At 43.1% G+C, this 19,756-nt stretch carries 13 protein-coding genes; 10 read left to right on the top strand and 3 right to left on the bottom strand.

Annotation, left to right across the window (positions count from 1 at the left end; genetic code table 11):
• The first annotated feature begins 2 nt into the window (after positions 1 to 2).
• From ABHC48_RS08210 to ABHC48_RS08195, 4 genes are all read left to right on the top strand, one after another.
• Positions 3 to 1,313 (top strand): trehalase family glycosidase, encoded by a 1,311-nt coding sequence (locus ABHC48_RS08210; protein ID WP_270413009.1) that lies wholly within the window; start codon positions 3 to 5, stop codon positions 1,311 to 1,313.
• Between the two features lie 197 nt (positions 1,314 to 1,510).
• Positions 1,511 to 3,256 (top strand): glycoside hydrolase family 43 protein, encoded by a 1,746-nt coding sequence (locus ABHC48_RS08205; RefSeq protein ID WP_272066970.1) that lies wholly within the window; start codon positions 1,511 to 1,513, stop codon positions 3,254 to 3,256.
• A gap of 280 nt (positions 3,257 to 3,536) precedes the next feature.
• The gene (locus tag ABHC48_RS08200) at positions 3,537 to 5,153 is read left to right on the top strand and encodes a DUF5605 domain-containing protein (protein ID WP_272066969.1); all 1,617 of its coding nucleotides are present in this window, start codon (positions 3,537 to 3,539) and stop codon (positions 5,151 to 5,153) included.
• 149 nt (positions 5,154 to 5,302) lie between these two features.
• Complete coding sequence (locus tag ABHC48_RS08195) at positions 5,303 to 6,673, top strand: MATE family efflux transporter (protein ID WP_272066968.1); 1,371 nt, start codon at positions 5,303 to 5,305, stop codon at positions 6,671 to 6,673.
• Between the two features lie 118 nt (positions 6,674 to 6,791).
• Here ABHC48_RS08195 and ABHC48_RS08190 read toward each other — a convergent pair whose 3' ends face one another.
• Positions 6,792 to 7,631, bottom strand: a complete 840-nt coding sequence (locus tag ABHC48_RS08190) for a NifB/NifX family molybdenum-iron cluster-binding protein (RefSeq protein WP_272066967.1) — start codon at positions 7,629 to 7,631, stop codon at positions 6,792 to 6,794.
• 196 nt (positions 7,632 to 7,827) lie between these two features.
• Between ABHC48_RS08190 and ABHC48_RS08185 the strand changes: the two genes are divergently transcribed.
• Positions 7,828 to 8,559 (top strand): ATP-binding cassette domain-containing protein, encoded by a 732-nt coding sequence (locus tag ABHC48_RS08185; protein ID WP_118577644.1) that lies wholly within the window; start codon positions 7,828 to 7,830, stop codon positions 8,557 to 8,559.
• Positions 8,559 to 9,482 carry a SufD family Fe-S cluster assembly protein gene (locus ABHC48_RS08180; RefSeq protein ID WP_118577643.1) on the top strand — a complete coding sequence of 308 codons (924 nt, stop codon included), beginning with the start codon at positions 8,559 to 8,561 and terminating at the stop codon, positions 9,480 to 9,482. The genes ABHC48_RS08185 and ABHC48_RS08180 overlap by 1 nt, the downstream gene beginning before the upstream one ends.
• A gap of 175 nt (positions 9,483 to 9,657) precedes the next feature.
• On the opposite strand, the gene ABHC48_RS08175 is transcribed toward ABHC48_RS08180, so the two are convergent.
• The gene (locus ABHC48_RS08175; RefSeq protein WP_272066966.1) at positions 9,658 to 10,785 is read right to left on the bottom strand and encodes a hypothetical protein; all 1,128 of its coding nucleotides are present in this window, start codon (positions 10,783 to 10,785) and stop codon (positions 9,658 to 9,660) included.
• A gap of 296 nt (positions 10,786 to 11,081) precedes the next feature.
• Here ABHC48_RS08175 and ABHC48_RS08170 point away from each other — a divergent pair, with 296 nt between their 5' ends.
• The 3 genes from ABHC48_RS08170 (at position 11,082) to ABHC48_RS08160 (ending at position 14,510) form a co-directional block, all read left to right on the top strand.
• A complete protein-coding gene (locus tag ABHC48_RS08170; RefSeq protein WP_173734793.1) occupies positions 11,082 to 11,516 on the top strand; it encodes an Hsp20/alpha crystallin family protein in 435 nt (144 codons plus the stop codon).
• A gap of 635 nt (positions 11,517 to 12,151) precedes the next feature.
• Positions 12,152 to 13,102, top strand: coding sequence for a 3'-5' exonuclease (locus tag ABHC48_RS08165; protein WP_118577640.1), 951 nt, complete (start codon positions 12,152 to 12,154; stop codon positions 13,100 to 13,102).
• A gap of 124 nt (positions 13,103 to 13,226) precedes the next feature.
• Positions 13,227 to 14,510, top strand: a complete 1,284-nt coding sequence (locus tag ABHC48_RS08160) for a hypothetical protein (protein WP_204452502.1) — start codon at positions 13,227 to 13,229, stop codon at positions 14,508 to 14,510.
• 131 nt (positions 14,511 to 14,641) lie between these two features.
• Here ABHC48_RS08160 and ABHC48_RS08155 read toward each other — a convergent pair whose 3' ends face one another.
• Positions 14,642 to 15,874: a D-alanyl-D-alanine carboxypeptidase family protein gene (locus tag ABHC48_RS08155; protein WP_227200623.1), complete on the bottom strand. Its 1,233-nt coding sequence runs from the start codon at positions 15,872 to 15,874 to the stop codon at positions 14,642 to 14,644.
• 617 nt (positions 15,875 to 16,491) lie between these two features.
• Here ABHC48_RS08155 and ileS point away from each other — a divergent pair.
• A complete protein-coding gene (ileS, locus tag ABHC48_RS08150; RefSeq protein ID WP_272066964.1) occupies positions 16,492 to 19,644 on the top strand; it encodes an isoleucine--tRNA ligase in 3,153 nt (1,050 codons plus the stop codon).
• The last annotated feature ends 112 nt before the right edge of the window (positions 19,645 to 19,756 follow it).

The raw sequence follows: 19,756 nt of genomic DNA, 5'->3' as shown, positions 1-19,756 counted from the left end.
TTATGGAAGATAAAAGGACAGAGCAGTATAGACAGGAATTAAAAGAATTTGTAATGTCTCATACGGAGGATGTACTTAAGAATCCGCGAAGCTTTATCCGTTACCCGTTTATTGATCCGGGCTCTATTTACGATGGAAATGTATGGGACTGGGATACCTACTGGTCCGTATATGGCTTTCTGAATCTGGCGGATTCCTATCAGGATCCGTCTGTGAAGCCAAGAATTATAGAGCATGCACAGGGAAATATCCGCAATTTCTTCGACCATCAGCTGGAAGATGGATATATTCCCATGATGATCGAGGTGGCAGACTGGCCGGAGCCTTATCTGAATATGAGGCATAAGGAAGGCAAGATTATGAATATGCATAAGCCCTTTCTTTGCAGTCAGATGTGCCTGATCAGTGATTATACTGGTGACTATGCCTGGACGGAAGAATTTCTTTCAGGCGTGGCGAAGTATTTTGAATGTTATGATCACTATTATTTTCATGAAAACAGCGGACTGTATGTATGGCAGGATGATATTATGATCGGCATGGACAATGATCCGGCTACTTTTGGCCGTCCGCCATTTTCCACTGCCAATATTTATCTGAACAGCTTTATGTGTGTAGAACTGGAAGCTGGTGCCAGATTATACAGACAGTTTGGCAAGGAGGAAGCGGCAAAGAGACTTCTGGATAAGCGCGAGGCACTGATCGGTGCTATTCAGCAGGAATGCTGGGACAAACGTGATCATTTCTTCTACTCAGTTGATGTGGATATTAAGACAAGGAAATACGACTGGTTCCACCAGGGACTGGGAGTCTTCTGGAAGACATTGCCCATCAAAGTACGTGTATGGTCTGGCTTTATTCCCATGTATGCAGGAATTGTCACAAAAGAGCAGGCGGCAGATATGGTGAAACATATTTTTGATCCCGATACCTTTGGTTCTGACTTTGGTCTGACCACGCTTTCAAAGGATGAAAAAATGTTTGACCTGTCTGTTACCAATAATCCGTCCAACTGGCTTGGCCCGATCTGGCTGGTTGCAAACTATGTGGTATTCCGCGGACTTTTGAACTACGGATACCGCATGGAGGCGGAAATTATGTATAAGCGCACCATGCGCCTTCTGGGAGAGGACCTGGAGAAAACAGGATGTCTTCATGAGTATTACAATCCATTTAATGGAGAACCAGTTATGAATGGTGGCTTTATTAACTGGAATATACTAGCATTGAATATGGCAGATGAGCTGGAAGGAAAGAAACCAATGTGTCTGCCAGAGCTGCTGGAAAAACAGGCAGAAAAGCAATCGTTATAATAAGATTTTTCTGCTGTGAGGTAAGTAAATACAGGAAAAGGATTGCAGAATACGTGGAATTTTGCAGTCCTTTTTTGGTTTGACCGGTAAAAAACATCTTTCTGAAACAAAGTGTGTACAAAAAAATTTAAATAGCTTATACTTAGAATGTGTTTTAAGTTTATTTTGTAAAATGAAACAGATAAAGGAGCAAAAACATGATTCAGAACCCGATTCTTCCGGGATTTTGCCCGGATCCAAGTATTATACGTGTTGGAGAAGATTATTATATTGCGAATTCAAGCTTTGAATGGTGGCCTGGTGTGAAAATCTATCATTCTAAAGATCTGAAGCATTATGAACAACTGCCATCGCCGCTGAACAGAATGAGCCAGCTTAATATGGTTGGTGAGGGTGATTCCTGTGGCGTATGGGCACCGGATATTTCCTGGGACGGGGAATACTTCTGGCTGATTTATACGGACGTGAAAACCCGTACCGGAGGACTTTTTAATACCCATAATTATCTTGTAAAATCAAAGGACATCCGTGGCGGCTGGTCTGAGCCGGTTTATCTGAACAGCTCAGGTTTTGACCCATCTGTTTTCCATGATACAGATGGGAAAATGTACATTGTGAATATGATCAATAATTTCAAGGGGATTCTGGTGCAGGAGTACGATCCGGTACAGGAGCGCCTGGTAGGGGAAGCGAAAAATGTTTTTCCGGGAACCGGAAGAGGCTATACAGAAGGTCCACATATTTACCATATTGGAGAATATTATTATCTGCTGATGGCAGAAGGCGGAACCGGATATGAGCATATGGTAACTATGGCGAGATCCCGTTCCATCTGGGGACCATACGAGGAAGATCCAGGCAATCCGGTACTTACCTCTGATATGGATAATCCAGAGAAACTGCAAAAATGCGGACATGCAGATCTTGTATGCACTCAAAATGGGGAGTGGTACATGGTACATCTTTGTGCAAGACCGCCGAAAGGCAGCAGACAGTGCGTGCTTGGCCGTGAAACCGCAATTCAGAAGATGTTATGGAACGAAGAGGGCTGGTTAAGGCTGGCCTGCGGTGGACGATTTGGACAGTGGGAGACAGAGGAGCCAACTGGAATTCAGGAGTATCTTTTCCCAGAGGAAGAGGGGAAGGATTATGGAAAAGAAGACTTTGATTTAGAAATTGCAGACAGTGCTGGAAATAATGAAACTGCAAAGAATGCGGACATTGCTGAAATTCTTTCGAAAACAAAAGAGTATCTGAATGAGAAGAATGCTGTGGACGAAGAATGTGATAAAAAGTTAAGTATGCCAGTGAAGAAGACCTCTGCGCTTTTAGATGTGCGTTATACTTCCCTGCGCCAGCCCTATGACAGCTACACCAGCCTGACAGAACGTCCTGGCTATCTCCGCCTCTACGGTCAGGAATCCCTGAATTCCTGCTATAACGTAAGTCTGGTGGCGCGGCGGCAGCAGGACCGCTATGTTCAGGTGGAAACCTGTGTAGAGTTTGCCCCGACCTGCAGAGAGCAGATGGCAGGACTTGCCTATATGTATGATACTGGCAATTTCTACCTTTTGGTAAAGACCAGAGAGGAAGAGTTTGGCTCCCAGACACTCGATTTGAAAAAGCCTGCAAAGCTGCGCTTGATAAAGAGCAATCACTTTGATGTAGAAGATGTGATTCCGGCAATCTCCATCCCGGAAGAAGGCCCCGTATACCTGCGCGTGACCACCACCCAGGAAGGACTTTACGCAAAATTCTTCTACTCCCTGGATGGAAAAGACTATCAGGAACTGGCTGAAGTCCCCACCAACATTCTCACCGACGAGCAGAGCGATGGATTCACCGGAGCTCACTTCGGAATGTACTGTCACGATATGACAGGGGTGAGACGGTATGCGGATTTTGATTATTTTGAGATTTTCAAAGCGCGTAAAGAACAATAAAAACGGCATTTAGAGACTTTTTCAAACACGCATTGGACAGATAAAAAATTCATACATTTTCTTAATAAAGTAACATTGCAAACCCCATGTTTTCTGACGTATTATGATAGTAGAAAGCATGGGGGATTTTTATTTATACGGGCAGTAAATCAAAGTCTGCGTCTTCATAAGATGTCAGATGCGGAGTGATATCGAGACAAACCCGCAGCGCGTATTTGGAGTTTTGAAAGAGAGATATATAAAATATAAGAAATCTAAAATGGAGAAGGAGACAAGAATAATGAAATTAAATTATGCAAAAACAATAGAAAAATGGGGCATTTTTGAAGTGACCATAAGCGGTCCAAAGGAGGGAAATCCATTTTGTGATCAGTGGATCAAAGGCACTTTTTGCTGTAAAAATGAGAAGAAAACGGTAGATGGTTTTTATGATGGAGATGGTGCTTATAAAGTAAGATTTATGCCGTCTTTTACAGACAAGTATACTTTTGAAATTGAGGCTTCCTTTGATATTAACGCGGGGGAAGAAGTGCCGGATGAAGAAGCGCCTGAACATAAGCTTGGAATTGCTTATGGTGGGAAGGAAGCAGAAAAATGTGCTGTCAGAAATATGATGACTGGTAGTTTTACTGTAACTTCTCCTTCAGCAGACAACCATGGTCCGGTTCGTGTTGCGGGTACCTATTATCTTTCCTATGAGGATGGAACACCCTATCACTGCATCGGAACTACCTGTTATGTATGGAATCTGCAGAACGAAGAATTGCAGAAACAGACACTGAAAACCCTGGAAGAAAATGCGTTTAATAAAATTCGTTTCTGTATTTTCCCCAAGCACTATGACTACAATCTTCATGAGCCGATTACCTATCCTTATGAGGGAACACCCTGCGACAGTTCTGTGTTAAATGAGAATAATTTCGCGGAATATAATGGCTGTGCTCCGGGCAATGACTGGGACTTTACCAGATTCAATCCAGCCCATTTTCAACATATTGAAAAGTGTATTCAGGCACTTATGAATCTGGGAATCGAGGCAGATCTGATTGTTATGCATCCGTATGACAGATGGGGATTCTCCATGATGAAAGCAGAGGATGATGACCGCTACTGGAAGTATGTGCTGGCACGTTTTTCCGCATATCGAAATGTATGGTGGTCCCTGGCTAATGAATATGATCTGATGCATGAGAAAACGCTTTCTGACTGGGAAAGATATGCTGGCATTATCTGTGAGAAGGATCCTTATCATCATCTCAGATCCATTCATAACTGCAAAGCGTATTATGATTATAACCTGCCCTGGATCACCCATTGCAGTATCCAGAGAACTGAGACATACCGTTCCTCCGAGCTGGTAAATGAGTGGCGTGAGAAATATCATAAGCCTGTAATTCTGGATGAAATCTGCTATGAGGGTAACATTCAGTTTGGCTGGGGAAATATCAGCGGTGAGGAAATGACAAGAAGATTCTGGGAGGCATTCTGCCGCGGAGGATATCCGGGACACGGTGAAACTTATCTCAGTCCGGATCGTATTCTCTGGTGGTCTCATGGTGGCGTTCTTCACGGAACCTCACCGGAGCGTATCAGATTTCTTGCAAAAATCATGGAAGAAACACCGGGACTTGGTGTGGAACCTATGCCCTGCAAATGGGATGAGGTTGCCTGCCGTGCTGCCGGTTTCCCGGCAAGGAAAGATTATTTTATTTACTATTATTCCTTTATGCGGCCGGGCTTCCGAGACTTCTACTTTGATGATACTACAGAGTATCAGGTGGAAATAATCGATACCTGGGAAATGACTGTTACAGATGGAGGAATTCATAAAGGAAAGTTCCGAGTAAAGCTGCCGGGGAAAGAGTATATGGCGGTGCGCCTGCAGATAGCGAAATAATAACCATATTCATACAAAAAGCCCAGTTGTGTATGCAGCTGGGCTTTTTGAGCATAAAATTCTTGAATCGTTTTTCAGAATTTGTTATGATTCATATCAGAATTTATGAGAAATAAACAGAAATACTTTTAAACAGGGGAGGAGATTTTTTGGAAGAAACAAACATCAGTCAGGAGCAAAATCCATTGGGAACGGCTCCGGTAGGTGGTTTGATTGGGAAATTTGCAATTCCAGCTATTATCAGCATGCTGGTCAGTGCTTTGTACAATATAGTGGATCAGATTTTTATTGGCCAAGGCGTTGGGATGCTGGGAAATGCTGCTACTAATGTTGCGTTTCCTGTAACAACTATTGCAACGGCGTTGGCACTGCTTCTGGGAATTGGAGGTGCGTCTAACTATAACCTGGAAATGGGCGCCGGAAGAGAGAAGAAGGCAAGCTCCATAGCCGGAACGGCGCTTTCCACACTGGTAATCACAGGTGTGATTCTGGCAGTGGCAGTATTTCTGTTTTTGCGTCCGCTCCTAAGCTTATTTGGTGCAACGACAGATGTTATGCCTTATGCGGTGGATTATCTTGGGATCACAGCTGTGGGACTTCCTTTTTATGCATTATCCATTGGAGGAAATCATATTGTCCGTGCAGACAGAAGTCCCACATATTCTATGACCTGTGTTCTTACAGGTGCCATCATCAACACAATTCTGGATCCCCTTTTCATCTTTGGGTTTGGTTGGGGAATCAAGGGTGCTGCCTGGGCAACGGTGATCGGACAGGTTGTTTCCGGAATTTTGGTGATTATTTATTTTGGAAAATTTCGTAAAATGTATCTGGAGATGAGCATGTTAAAGCCTTCTTCAGAGTGCCTGAAAGCCATTATTTCTCTCGGAATGGCATCCTGCATTAATCAGATCGCTATGGCAATTGTTCAGATTGTACTAAACAATATTTTACGTTATTACGGCGGTTTATCTGTCTATGGAAGTGATATTCCAATTGCATGTGTAGGAGTTATTTCAAAAGTAAATCAGGTGTTTATGGCAATTTGTATTGGAATTTCCCAAGGCTGTCAGCCAATCTGGGGCTTTAATTATGGAGCAAAAAAATACGACAGGGTAAGGCTTGCATACCGTTATTCTGTAATCGCATGTACTGCGATTGCAACCGTATTTTTCCTTTGTTTCCAGTTATTTCCCCACCAGATTGTAAGCATTTTCGGAACCGGAAGTGACCTTTATTTCCAGTTCGCAGAACGCTATCTGAAGATATTTATGTTTATGACTTTTGCAAATGGAATTCAGCCAATGTCCTCAGGATTTTTTACATCTATCGGAAAAGCAAAGCTTGGAATCGTCATGTCCCTGACCAGACAGGTGCTATTTCTTTTGCCATTGATCGTTGTTTTCTCATTAATAATGGGAATTGACGGGGTGATGTATGCTGGACCGATCGCAGATGCAGCGGCATTATCATTGGCGATATTGTTTGCACGAAGAGAGCTTGTGGCCATGAAGAAATAATAAAAAAGACTGATATAAATGATACTGTACTTCAGGAGGTTGTTGGAGTCCGGTATGTTATATCAGTCTTTTTTATAAATACAGCTGATTAACCGTTAGGTTAAATCTGTGTCAGATATTAATGGCAGGAATGACTTCCGCAGCCATGATCGCCACAGCTGTGACCTGCTTCATGATCATGGTGATCGCAATGTACATTGGGGTTATAGCCAAGATTTCCTGCGAGTAATGCGTTTACAGCTTCATCAGCGTTGCCGCTGACACCACCGAAAAGACGGATTCCAGCCTGGGCAAGTGCATTCTGGGCACCGCCGCCAATACCGCCGCAGATCAGGGTATCTACGCCATGTGCAACCAGGAATCCAGCCAGTGCGCCGTGACCGCTTCCATTGGTATCGACTACTTCGGCACTTACAACCTTGCCATCTGCAATGTCATAGATCTTGAATGTTTCTGTGTGTCCAAAGTGCTGAAAAATTTCTCCATTTTCATAAGTAACTGCAATCTTCATAATGATATCTCCTTCATTTTGTAAATTTGATTTGGGAAGTGAACTATTAAATCGGTCAGCGGCTGGCAGTTCCTGTGAAAGGTCTAAGCTGGTAAGCGGAGTCTGTTTAGATTCCTTTCGGCAACAGCATTTCCCGCAGCGCGTATGCTCCCGTCCTTCGCAGAGCCGGTAATTTCCCCCGGCTATGACAAGGCGCTGTCCAAGGACGATACATCGGGCAATTTTTTTTCGGGCAGTTTCATAAATTTCTGTGACAGTTGTCCGGGAAATGTCCATCTGGGAAGCACATTGTTCGTGAGTTTTCTTCTCAAGATCTACCAGACGGATGACTTCATATTCATCCAGAGTCAGAGTGACAGCTTCCGACTCTCTGGGACATTCTTCAGGAGAAAAAGTTTCATATTGGGGTGCCTGGCAGATTCTGCGGCATCTGGGCGGTCTGGGCATATATGTCACCTCCTTGTTTTCGACATATGTCGATTATAAACCAGAAGAAGAGAAAATTCAATACTAGTTGACAATTTTTTTTATTTGGAGTACAGTCCAAGAAGAGATAAAATCGTTACTGCTCAAAAGCAATTTTTTTCTGGAATTTCGGGCATAATTGGAGCAGTAATGTAAAATTAACAGAAGAGGTACGAATATGCTGAAAGTAAAGAACCTGACTTTTGAAGTGAATGAAGAGGGGAAAAAGCGCTGTCTGGTAAATCACATCAGTTTTGATGTTCATGATGGGGAAATGCTGGTAATCACCGGACCAAATGGAGGTGGAAAATCCACCCTGGCCAAGGTACTGGCTGGCATTGAGAAAGCAGACAGCGGAGAAATTTATCTGGATGATGAGAACATTACAGGATACGATATTGATCATCGTGCAAATGCGGGAATTGGCTATGCATTTCAGCAGCCACCCCGCTTTAAAGGTATGACCGTGGCAAGAATGTTATCTCTTGCAGCAGGAAAGAATTTAACGGAAAAAGAGAGCTGTGACCTTCTCTCCGCTGTAGGACTTTGTTCCGAAGATTACCTGAACCGTCAGCTGGATGGAACCCTTTCCGGCGGTGAGATGAAGCGAATTGAGATTGCCACAGTTTTGGCGAAATCTCATAAAGTAAGCATTTTCGATGAACCTGAAGCAGGAATCGACCTGTGGAGCTTTTCCATGCTGATCAAGCGCTTTGAGGAGATTCATCGTGAGAAAAAGGAGTGCCTGATCCTGATTTCCCATCAGGAAAAAATCATCAATATGGCAGATAAGATCATGGTAATTGAAGACGGTGAAGTAAAGAAATATGGTACCAAAGAAGACGTTTTCCCAACCTTATTTCAGCAGGAAAAATGTCAGAAATGTCTGAATGAAGGAGGAAAATGTTGATGGTTAAAGTAGAAGAAACAACCCAGGGTGTGCTTGATAAGATCAGCGAAGGCTTTGCACAGAAAGGTGCTTTTAATCTTCGTCAGAATGGTATTTCCATCTGTCACGGCGACAGCGAACATATCAAAATAAAGAAAAAAGAGGACAAGCCGGGAATCGATATTTTCATTGATGGGGAGACAAAGGGAGAGAAGGTTTTCATCCCGGTAGTGGTAAGTGTATCTGGAATGACCGATCTGGTTTACAATGATTTTTATGTGGCAGACGGTGCAGATGTTGACATTGTTGCAGGCTGCGGAATCCACAATAGTGGCTGCAATGACAGTCGTCACGATGGTATTCATACCTTCCATGTGGGTAAAAATGCCAATGTACATTACGAGGAAAAACACTATGGAGAGGGGAATGGAACCGGAAGCAGAGTGCTGAATCCGGTAACTAATATTGAGCTTGGAGAGAACTCCGTATTTACGTTGGATACCGTTCAGATCAAAGGTGTTGACTCCACAATCCGTACCACAAATGTGTCAATGGATGCAGATTCCAAGCTGTTTGTTCTGGAACGTCTGATGACAGATGGGGAGCAGAAAGCGGAGTCTGATATTGAAGTCTGTATGAACGGAGCAGGATCTTCTGCACAGATTATTTCCCGTTCTGTTGGAAAGGGAAATTCTTCCCAGGTTTTCCATCCGAAGGCTGTTGGAAAGAACAAATGTCACGCACATATCCAGTGTGATTCCATTATTATGGATCATGCTGAGGTGGGCTCCATCCCGGAAATCCAGGCGAAACATGTGGATGCTGCAATTGTTCACGAGGCCGCTATTGGAAGAATTAATGATGAGCAGCTTCTGAAGCTAAGAACTCTTGGAATGACGGAAGCTGAGGCAGAAAATGTAATCATTGAGAATTTCCTGAGTTGAGAAAAACTTAAACAGAAAAATAACTATTCAGTAGGTATGTACTATTTTGCGGAGGTTGTAACTGTGAAGGTGCTGAATAGTTACACAGAGAATATAGAATCTTCAGGTAGGTTTGGAAGATTTATGAAAAAATGCCAGGCAGCGTCGTTTAAAGACGCTGGCCTGGCATTTGACATTATTTAATTTTTACAGATTTTTTGGAACTCCATTTGGAATAATATTTTTTGCCGCTTACAACTTTGTAGGTGCGGATCCGTACATAATATTTTTTCTTTGAAACCAGTTTCTTTAAGGTTGCGCGTGTAGCAGAGCCTTTTACGGTAAGGGTTTTCGCCTTTTTCATGCTGCTGTTCTGGTTGCCTTTATCGGAATCATCTTTACCGGAGTTATCTTTACCGGAGTTATCTTTACCGGAATCGTCTTTACCAGAGTTATCTTTACCAGAATCATCTTTACCGGAATCGTCTTTACCGGAGTCATCTTTACCAGAATCGTCTTTACCAGAGTCATCTTTACCGGAATCATCCTTACCAGAATCGTCTTTACCAGAATCATCTTTACCAGAATCATCTTTACCAGGATTATCTTTTCCTGCGTCCGAGTCATCCTTGCCAGGAGCAGCTGTGATCGTAAAGGTTGTGTTAATAATGCCGGTGTAATTTCCAGCTCCAGTAATAGTTACAGTAGCAGTACCTTCCTTCACATTATCTTTATAAGAAACTGTGAAATCAGTGCCTGCCGCAAGTGTCTTGTCTCCGTATGTAACGGTAACATCCGGGCATTTCTCTGTTCCGTCACTGGTGTAGGAATACTGGGAAAGGGAAGCGGAATAGCGGCTGATATCCAATGGTTTAATGGTAAAGTCTTTCGTAACAGAACCAGTGTAATTTCCAGTTCCAGTGAGGATTGCGGAAGCAGTACCTGCATCCCAGTTGTTTCTGTAGGAAACGTAATAATCCTGGTTCAGGGTTAATTCCTTGTCCCCGCTTTTTACTGTGGCGGTTGGGCGTAAAGAGGAGCCTGTGTAGGTAAGGCTTTCATCGGAAAGCGTAACCGTGCAGCTGCTGATGTCAGCTCTGTTTATAGTAAAGGATTTGGTTACATACCCCTGGTAATTTCCAATTTCATCAATTCCAACCCACGGAGAATTGTAATAACTGCTTGGTTCAATGTTGTTGTGGTATGTTACAGTGAAATCCCTGTCTTTTACCAGGGTTTTACCACTGTGGGTAATTGTCACTTCAGGAGTTACCTCGGAACCAGTGTAATATGCCGGGGCAACGGAGAATCTGGCATTTGCCATGATCTACAATACAATCACTGGAAATACAGATGCAGTAGAGGAAAATGGAGAGGCAGTCCGTTTGTACCAGAATTTCTGGAGATTCACAAAGGAAAATGTGAAAAGGGGCACAAATTTAGCTTTTCATTTAAGAAAAATGTGAAAAAAATGTGAAATTAGCACTCTCCTCTTGACAGTGCTAACAATGCGTGTTATATTACATGCAGAACAAAGGAAGAGAGAAAAAGAAATCTTCCAGTTTCAACAACGATGTTAATTAAACACGCAAGTGTTCACAATATAAGGAGGAATGGATTATGTTAATGCCTAGTATTTTTGGAGAAGATTTATTTGATGACTGGATGAGATTACCTGTAGAAAGAGAGAATCACAGAGGTTACAGAGCTGCTGAATTGATGAAGACAGATATTAAGGATGTGGATGGAAATTATGAGCTGAGCATTGATCTTCCAGGCTTCCATAAAGAGGATGTGAAGATTCAGCTGAAGGATGGCTATCTGAACATTCAGGCTTCCAGAACCGAGAATAAAGATGAGAAAGACAATAACGGCAAATACGTTCACAGAGAGCGTTACACCGGACAGTGCTCCAGAAGCTTTTACGTAGGTAAGGAACTGGAGCATGAGGACATCCATGCGAAATATGACAATGGTGTTCTGACTGTTACTTTCCCGAAGGAAGCGAAGAAAAAAGTGCCGGAAGAGAAGAAGTTTATTTCTATTGAAGGCTGATTTCCGGGGAAAGAGCTGTTTTAACAGATAAGAATTCCCGTGGGAAACTGATAACAGATAATAACTGGCGCGGAGCAGTTCACCTGCTTCGTGCCGATGAAATAAATAATTGAAATAGACGATTGAAATAGATAATTGAATTAGATAATATAGAGTGTGCATTAGCCGTAAATCAGAAGCGGCGGCTGATATTGCCGACTTACATAAGTAACGAGTGAAGGCGGCAGAGCATGTTTTGTTTGATGTGCTTGCAGTGTATGGATTATTCAGCAATATTGAAATAATGGTAAACAGCTTCTTTTATATAGATTGTGTTCATTTTAAGACGATTTTCTAATTTACATAGATTTTGTTTCATACCCCCTCATTTCCTGCCGGCTACCCACCGGCAGGTTTTTTCTTATGTCTTTACATCATTTCACCTGTCTGCTATACTTGTCTGGAATTGTTGATAACTGCAAAGGACAGAACAAAAAATCTCCCACAAATTATGATGTACATCTTGCAGAAAGCCTTTTCAAACAGGCTCCAGAGCGTGAAAACAAGATGTTGCTGCAGTAATCGTGGATGGCAAAAACATGTTACTGCTTACCTGTTCACAGTAACAAAAACATTTTCAGAAAAGGAATTTACCCATGAATTACATTGTATTTGACCTGGAATGGAATCAGAGTCCGGGGGGAAAAAGGTGGTCTAACAGCCGTCTGCCTTTTGAAATCATAGAAATCGGCGCCATAAAACTAAATGAAGAGAAAGAAATTGTGGATAGCTTTCAGCGTCTGATCAAGCCCCAGGTGTACAATTGGATTCATGACAGCATTCATGAAGTGATTCACATGAATTATAAGGATCTGCAGAATGGAACTCTTTTCCCACAGGCCATCACGGAATTTTTGGAATGGTGTGGCGAAGAATATATTTTCTTTACCTGGGGAAATCAGGATGTAATGGAACTGCAGCGGAACATGAAATATTATGGAAAACTTTCCCTGCTCAAAGGTCCGGTGACTTATTATGATGTGCAGAAATTATTTGCTATTCGTTATGAAGAAAATGACGAGCGCCGTGCTCTGGAATTTGCTGCTGATAAAATGGGTGTGGAGAAGAAAATGGATTTTCACCGCGCTCTGGGAGATGCTTATTATACTGCATGTATTCTCCAGAAAATAGAAGATAAATACATTTTTCCAAACTCATCCCTGGACGTGTATCAGAATCCCAAGAGCAAGCGTGAAGAGATTCACATATCCTATCCAACCTATGATAAATATGTATCCCGGGAGTTCTATTCCCGCGAAAAAGCCATGAAGGACCGGGAAGTAACCAGCACGAAATGTCCATTGTGCCATAATCCTGCCAAGCGTAAGATCCGTTGGTTTATGAATAATTCCAAGGTTTACTACAGTGTGTCCCTCTGTCAGGAGCATGGCTTTGTACTGGGAAAAATCAGGATTCGCCGAACGGAAGACAATAAGTACTATGTAATTAAGAAGCTCACCAATGTAACCGATGAAGAAGCCGATGAAATCCGCCAGAAACGTGATGCGCATCGTGCCAAACGGAGACTGAAGAAAGAAGAGCAGTAAATCCGTGAAACTACTTCTTGTAACGAATGAAAAACTAACATTTGGTTAATAGAAAAATCCCCTCCAATCACATATGCTGATTATAAGTAATACAACAACAGCGTATAAAAAAGGAGGGGTTTTTATGAGTTTAAGAAATTATTTTTACAGGTTTGGGAAATACATTCTGACATTTTTCTTTGTAACACTGCTGATGGTTCTCTTTGGTCCGCTGCGGGCGCAGGCGGCTATCACCAAGGAAGTTACCTCGGATGGTTTTAAACTCAGCGGAATGGGCAGCATGAATGTGTGGGATGGAGACGAATTCCGCTATTATATCGGCTATCAGATCCCTCATGAAGACTCCATGGATTACAAGGTAGATGTGACTATGACTTTTCAAAGCTCCAGTCTGACGCCAGGCAGGGCAAGCGTGTATCTGGATGACGACAGCATTCCCTTATATTCAAACGGAGGTACGGTGCTGCAGGGCTCAGCCACGTTCTCCAAATCTGATGAAATGGAATTGATGGAAATATTTGTAAATTATGATAGTTTTCCAAGTGAGCAGAACGTAGATTTTTCCATCACTGTAAATGTGCGGGAAAATCGCAAAAACGCAGATATTGCCATTTATCCGCCGGAAAACAATTACGATAAAACCACAGGAATGTTCCTGGTAACGGTTGACGATCCTTATGTTTTTTATTCAAATAAGGATTCGTCCAAATATTCTGTAAGTATTTCGGATTCATCAGTGGCACAGGTTACAGGCATTACTCCAAAATCCAATGACAGCTTTGAGGTGAGCGTATATTTTGCAAAAGCAGGTTCGGCGGATTTCGTTTTTAAATATGGAAATCAGACGAAAAAGGTGACCTTCACAGTAGCGAAAACAGTCATAACTGTTTCCAGCTCCATCTCCCTGAAGGTGGGGGATACCACCATGTTTTCCAATTATGTTTTCAAAACCGGCGGTGGAAGCATCACCATCAAGAAAGTGAAATCCAGCAATAAAAAGATCGTTGATGCAGCCGGAGGATTCCTGATCGCAAAGAAGCCTGGCACTGCCAAGGTAAGTGCCCTGGTAAATGGCAAGCGGAGAACCATAACCGTGATCGTCGGCAAAAAGCCTGCCCCCAAGCCAAAACTGAAACAGCTTCAGGTAAAAGTGAAAGGCTATAAATATTATCCGGATTCCGGCAAAACCATTTACACAACCCGCTTCACCAATAAATCCAAAAGTACCATCACAAAAGTGAAGCTGAAATTTACCATGACCATTAATGAAGAAATGACCCGCACCAAAACCTTTAAGGTCAATATAAAACCGGGAAAGACAAAAACCATGAAGCTGAATATAGGAAAACTAATAGCAGATCCTTCAAATATTACGGTGAAATGTCTGAAATTCTGGTATAAGAGTTGAGAAATGAAATTGTAGTAATAGGAGCATTTCGAATAAAGAGATAAAAGAATATTGTGTAAAGTAGAGGAACTACAATAATACAGGGCTAAGAACGAAAATGCGTAATGCAGTTTTCATTCTTAGCCCTTATTCTATAAAGTCGGTGTTGTCAGCAGACTGGTCATGATCGACCGTTCATACTGCATTCCCCATCCAACCATCTGGCCATTGAAATAATACTTGCTCTTTAATCTCAATGGTCCCACAGCGTTGGAAAGAATGGCCTGTTTCTTGGTAAGAACACTGAGGTCTGTTCCTGTGGGGACGGTCACGTATACATTTTTTGTGTAGTAGAATGGATAAGTATTTCCGCAATTATTCAGCAGATACTGTTCACTTGGAAGATTTTTCTTCGGGACAGGATTCTTGCTGATTTTCATTTTTTTACATTCGAAATTGTCGAAACCGTAATCCAGAAGGCTCTTTGTGTCAGCCCAGGCGCCATTTACGGAATTCATCACAACTGCAACCAGGGTCATATTTCCACGCTTGGCATAGGTGATCAGAGTAGCACCGGCAGCATCTGTGTAGCCTGTTTTTCCACCCAGAACACCATCATAGGCGTAATCCCTGCCAGCCATCATTTTGTGATGATTGAGCAGATAGCGGGTTTCTGTAAAAATATTGGTAGGCGGAATTTCATAAAGATCTGTGGTGAAAAATTTCCTGCAAAGTGGATTCTGCCATGCAGCCTTGGCTATCTTTGCCATGTCGCCTGCGGTGGTTACATGAGTCTCATCAGGAAGTCCGTTAGGGTTATTAAAATGGGTGTTTTTGCATCCAAGCTGCTGGGCTCTGGTGTTCATCAGTTCTACAAACTTCTTCACAGAACCGGAAACCTCTTCTCCGATACCAAGTGCCATTTCATTGGCTGATTCCAGCATCAGTGCCATAAGACATTGTTCAACTGTAAAAACCTCTCCGGCATCACCATAAATGGTGGAGCTTCCCGCTTCAATTCCGTAAGCCGCCTGCTGGGAAAGGGTAAGCTGCGCGTTCACGTCCAGGTTCTCACATCCAAGAAGACAGGTGAGAAGCTTGGTAATACTGGCCGGGTAAAGCTGAGTATTAGCATTCTTGGAATACAGGACCGCCTCTGTATTTAAGTCCATGAGAACTGCTGACTGCGCCTCAATCTTAGGACCCTCCGGCCAACCCTCAATGGAATCGGTATCAGCTGCCTGTGCATAATATTCGGTATGCGGATCCGGAGTAGGAGTGGGAGATTCGCTGGCAGTGTCTGTAGCTTCTGCCCAGACAGCGCCCGTCTGCCCAAGCAGCATTGCTGCTGTCAGGATTCCACAGAAAATCCGCTTTATTTTCATATGAAGATTTTTCCTGATCATATAAAATCCTTTCTTAAAATAGTACATAAAATTCCCAATACGTAATTGCATTATACCACTTTTCTTTATGTAAAACTATTAAAAGAGTGTGAATTGTTCACAGCACCCCGGAAAATCCACAAATTCAGCATTATTTTCCCCTATTCTCCCCATTTTTTCAGCGGAAAAACACTTGACATATAGAAATTCAGACCCTTATAATAGACAGGAAACAGAATAGTTAAAGACTGTGATGGAGACAGTAAGCTGATTTTGAACGTTTAAGGTTGTGCAGACACAGACAGCAGCAATCTTTTCAGCGAGACGGGGATGGTGTAAGCCCGCCGCAAGTAGATTCAGCCGAAGATCACTCCGGAGTTTTATCTCTGAAGGAACAAGTAGGAGATAACGGAATTCCCCCGTTACAGGGAGCGTGTATCGGCTGCGTGTGCAAGCCTGTACAATGTAACAGGTGGTATAACGAGTGCTGACAGCTTTCGTCCTTTTGCAGGATGAGAGCTTTTTTTATGCAGACGGAGAATCCTGCAGGCAGGATTCTTTATGTAACAGGAAATCCCAACAGCAATCGACTGATAATTTTAAAGGAGGAAAAAGCTTTGTACCAGAAAGTAGACACGAATCTGAATTTCGTAGATCGCGAGAAAAAAGTAGAAGAATTCTGGAAAGAAAATCATATTTTCGAAAAAAGTATGGAAAACCGTAAAGAAGGCCCGACTTACACATTCTATGACGGACCGCCAACTGCAAACGGCAAGCCGCATATCGGCCATGTGCTGACGCGTGTTATCAAGGATATGATTCCAAGATACCGCGCAATGAAGGGTTACATGGTTCCGCGTAAGGCTGGATGGGATACCCATGGTCTTCCGGTAGAGCTTGAAGTAGAGAAGAAGCTTGGTCTGGATGGAAAAGAGCAGATCGAGGAATACGGTATGGAGCCGTTCATCCAGCAGTGTAAAGAGAGTGTCTGGAAATACAAAGGAATGTGGGAGGATTTCTCCTCAACAGTTGGTTTCTGGGCTGACATGGAGCATCCATATGTAACTTACGAGGACAATTATATTGAGTCCGAGTGGTGGGCACTGAAAGAAATCTGGGACAAAGGCCTCTTATACAAAGGCTTCAAGATCGTTCCTTACTGTCCACGCTGCGGAACCCCGCTTTCATCCCAGGAGGTTTCCCAGGGCTATAAATTAGTAAAAGAGCGTTCTGCAATCGCACGTTTCAAAGTGGTTGGAGAGGATGCATATTTCCTGGCATGGACCACAACACCGTGGACACTGCCTTCTAACGTTGCACTTTGCGTAAATCCGGATGAGACTTACTGTAAAGTAAAAGCAGCAGACGGATACACTTATTATATGGCAGAAGCACTTCTTGACAAAGTACTTGGCAAGCTTGCAAAGGAAGAAGAGCCTGCATATGAGGTTCTGGAAACCTATAAAGGAAAAGACCTGGAATACAAGGAATATGAGCCACTGTTTAAATGCACAGGTGACTATGTAGCATCCAAGGGCAAGAAAGCGCATTATCTCGTATGTGATAACTACGTTACCATGAGTGATGGTACCGGTATCGTTCATATCGCTCCTGCATTTGGTGAAGACGACAGCCGTGTAGGACGTGAATATGACCTTCCGTTTGTACAGTTTGTAGATGGCAAGGGTGATCTTACTGCTGAGACACCATATGCCGGCGTGTTTGTTAAGAAAGCAGACCCAATGGTACTGGCTGATCTTGAAAAAGAAGGCAAGCTGTTTGATGCTCCGAAATTTGAGCATGATTACCCACACTGCTGGCGTTGTGATACACCACTGATCTACTACGCAAGAGAATCCTGGTTTATCAAAATGACAGCTGTTAAAGATGACCTGATCCGCAATAACAACACCATTAACTGGATCCCGGAGAGCATCGGTAAAGGACGTTTCGGCGACTGGCTTGAGAACGTTCAGGACTGGGGAATCAGCCGTAACCGTTATTGGGGAACTCCACTGAATATCTGGGAGTGCAGCTGCGGTCATATGGAATCTGTTGGAAGCCGTCAGGATCTCTATGAGAAAACTGGTGACGAGCGCGCCAAGACAGTAGAGCTTCACCGCCCATACATTGACGAGCTTACCATGAAGTGTCCGGAGTGCGGCGGCATCATGCACCGTGTACCGGAGGTTATTGACTGCTGGTTCGATTCCGGAGCAATGCCATTTGCACAGCATCATTATCCATTTGAGAATCAGGAACTGTTCAAACAGCAGTTCCCGGCCAACTTTATTTCCGAGGCTGTTGACCAGACAAGAGGATGGTTCTATTCTCTTCTTGCTGAGTCTACTCTTCTGTTTAATAAGGCTCCATATAAGAACGTTATCGTTCTGGGACATGTACAGGATGAGAATGGACAGAAGATGAGTAAGTCCAAAGGAAATGCAGTCGATCCGTTTGATGCACTTGAAACCTACGGAGCAGATGCAATCCGCTGGTATTTCTACATTAACAGTGCACCATGGCTGCCGAACCGTTTCCATGGCAAGGCTGTTCAGGAAGGACAGCGTAAATTCATGGGTACACTGTGGAATACCTATGCATTCTTTGTACTTTATGCAAATATTGATAACTTCGATGCTACCAAATATACACTTGACTACGACAAGCTTCCGGTTATGGACAAGTGGCTTCTTTCCAAGTTGAATACACTTGTAAAGACTGTTGACGAGGATCTGAACGACTATAAGATTCCGGAGACTGCAAGAGCACTTCAGGGCTTTGTAGACGAAATGAGTAACTGGTATGTAAGACGTTGCCGTGAGCGTTTCTGGGCAAAGGGCATGGAGCAGGATAAGATCAATGCTTATATGACTCTTTACACAGCACTGGTAACAGTTGCCAAGGCAGCAGCTCCGATGATCCCGTTCATGACAGAGGATATTTACCAGAATCTGGTAAGATCTTTGGACAAAACAGCTCCGGAGAGTATTCATCTCTGCGACTTCCCGGAAGTAAAGGAAGAGTGGATCAATAAAGATCTGGAAGAAAACATGGAAGAAGTTCTGGATGTTGTTGTTCTTGGCCGTGCATGCCGTAACACAGCAAACATCAAGAACCGTCAGCCAATCGGAACCATGTATGTAAAAGCTCCGAAGGTGATGGATAAATATTTCACAGACATTATTGCAGACGAGCTGAATGTAAAAGAAGTGAAATTCGCAGATGATGTGGAATCCTTCATTTCCTACAGCTTCAAACCACAGCTTCGTACAGTTGGCCCGAAATACGGCAAGCTTCTTGGCGGAATCCGTACTGCACTTGCCCAGATCAACGGAAGCAAGGCTATGAACGAGCTGAAAACAAACGGTGTACTTGTACTTGATATCGATGGAAACAAGGTTGAGCTTACAGAGGAAGACCTGCTCATCGAGACGGCACAGACAGAAGGTTATGTAACAGAGTCAGAAGGCGAGACTGCAGTTGTTCTGGATACCAACCTGACACCTGAGCTGATCGAAGAGGGATTTGTCCGCGAAATCATCAGTAAAGTACAGACCATGCGTAAAGAGGCTGGCTTTGAGGTTATGGATAAGATCCGTGTATCTGTAAAAGATAATGACAAGATTATCGAGACCATGAAGGCAAACGAGGCTGAGATCAAATCTGAAGTTCTGGCTGAGGAAGTCGTTTATGGCGAGAAAGAGGGTTATGTAAAAGAGTGGAATATTAATAAAGAGCATGTAACTCTTGGCGTTACAAAGCTCTGATTTAATAGTAATTTCACTTTTGGTTTTATGTTTTGCGACATTTTTACTTTATAATAAGCAAGGTGTTGCGTGGAAGGTTCTGAATTTCAGAACCTTTTGCGCAGTATCAGAT

It is taken from the genome of Ruminococcus sp. 1001136sp1 (assembly GCF_039841815.1).
In the GTDB taxonomy this organism is placed as follows: Bacteria; Bacillota; Clostridia; order Lachnospirales; family Lachnospiraceae; genus Blautia_A; species Blautia_A faecis.
The sequence above is the reverse complement of the archived record's forward strand: the minus strand, read 5'-3'. Positions and strand labels throughout refer to the sequence as shown.

Bases quoted from the DNA above. Each gene is read 5' to 3' on its own strand.
- ABHC48_RS08210 (WP_270413009.1), top strand. From the start codon at position 3: ATGGAAGATAAAAGGACAGAGCAGTATAGACAGGAATTAAAAGAATTT.
- ABHC48_RS08205 (WP_272066970.1), top strand. From the start codon at position 1,511: ATGATTCAGAACCCGATTCTTCCGGGATTTTGCCCGGATCCAAGTATT.
- ABHC48_RS08200 (WP_272066969.1), top strand. From the start codon at position 3,537: ATGAAATTAAATTATGCAAAAACAATAGAAAAATGGGGCATTTTTGAA.
- ABHC48_RS08190 (WP_272066967.1), bottom strand. From the start codon at position 7,631: ATGCCCAGACCGCCCAGATGCCGCAGAATCTGCCAGGCACCCCAATAT.
- ABHC48_RS08185 (WP_118577644.1), top strand. From the start codon at position 7,828: ATGCTGAAAGTAAAGAACCTGACTTTTGAAGTGAATGAAGAGGGGAAA.
- ABHC48_RS08180 (WP_118577643.1), top strand. From the start codon at position 8,559: ATGGTTAAAGTAGAAGAAACAACCCAGGGTGTGCTTGATAAGATCAGC.
- ABHC48_RS08175 (WP_272066966.1), bottom strand. From the start codon at position 10,785: ATGGCAAATGCCAGATTCTCCGTTGCCCCGGCATATTACACTGGTTCC.
- ABHC48_RS08170 (WP_173734793.1), top strand. From the start codon at position 11,082: ATGTTAATGCCTAGTATTTTTGGAGAAGATTTATTTGATGACTGGATG.
- ABHC48_RS08165 (WP_118577640.1), top strand. From the start codon at position 12,152: ATGAATTACATTGTATTTGACCTGGAATGGAATCAGAGTCCGGGGGGA.
- ABHC48_RS08160 (WP_204452502.1), top strand. From the start codon at position 13,227: ATGAGTTTAAGAAATTATTTTTACAGGTTTGGGAAATACATTCTGACA.
- ABHC48_RS08155 (WP_227200623.1), bottom strand. From the start codon at position 15,874: ATGAAAATAAAGCGGATTTTCTGTGGAATCCTGACAGCAGCAATGCTG.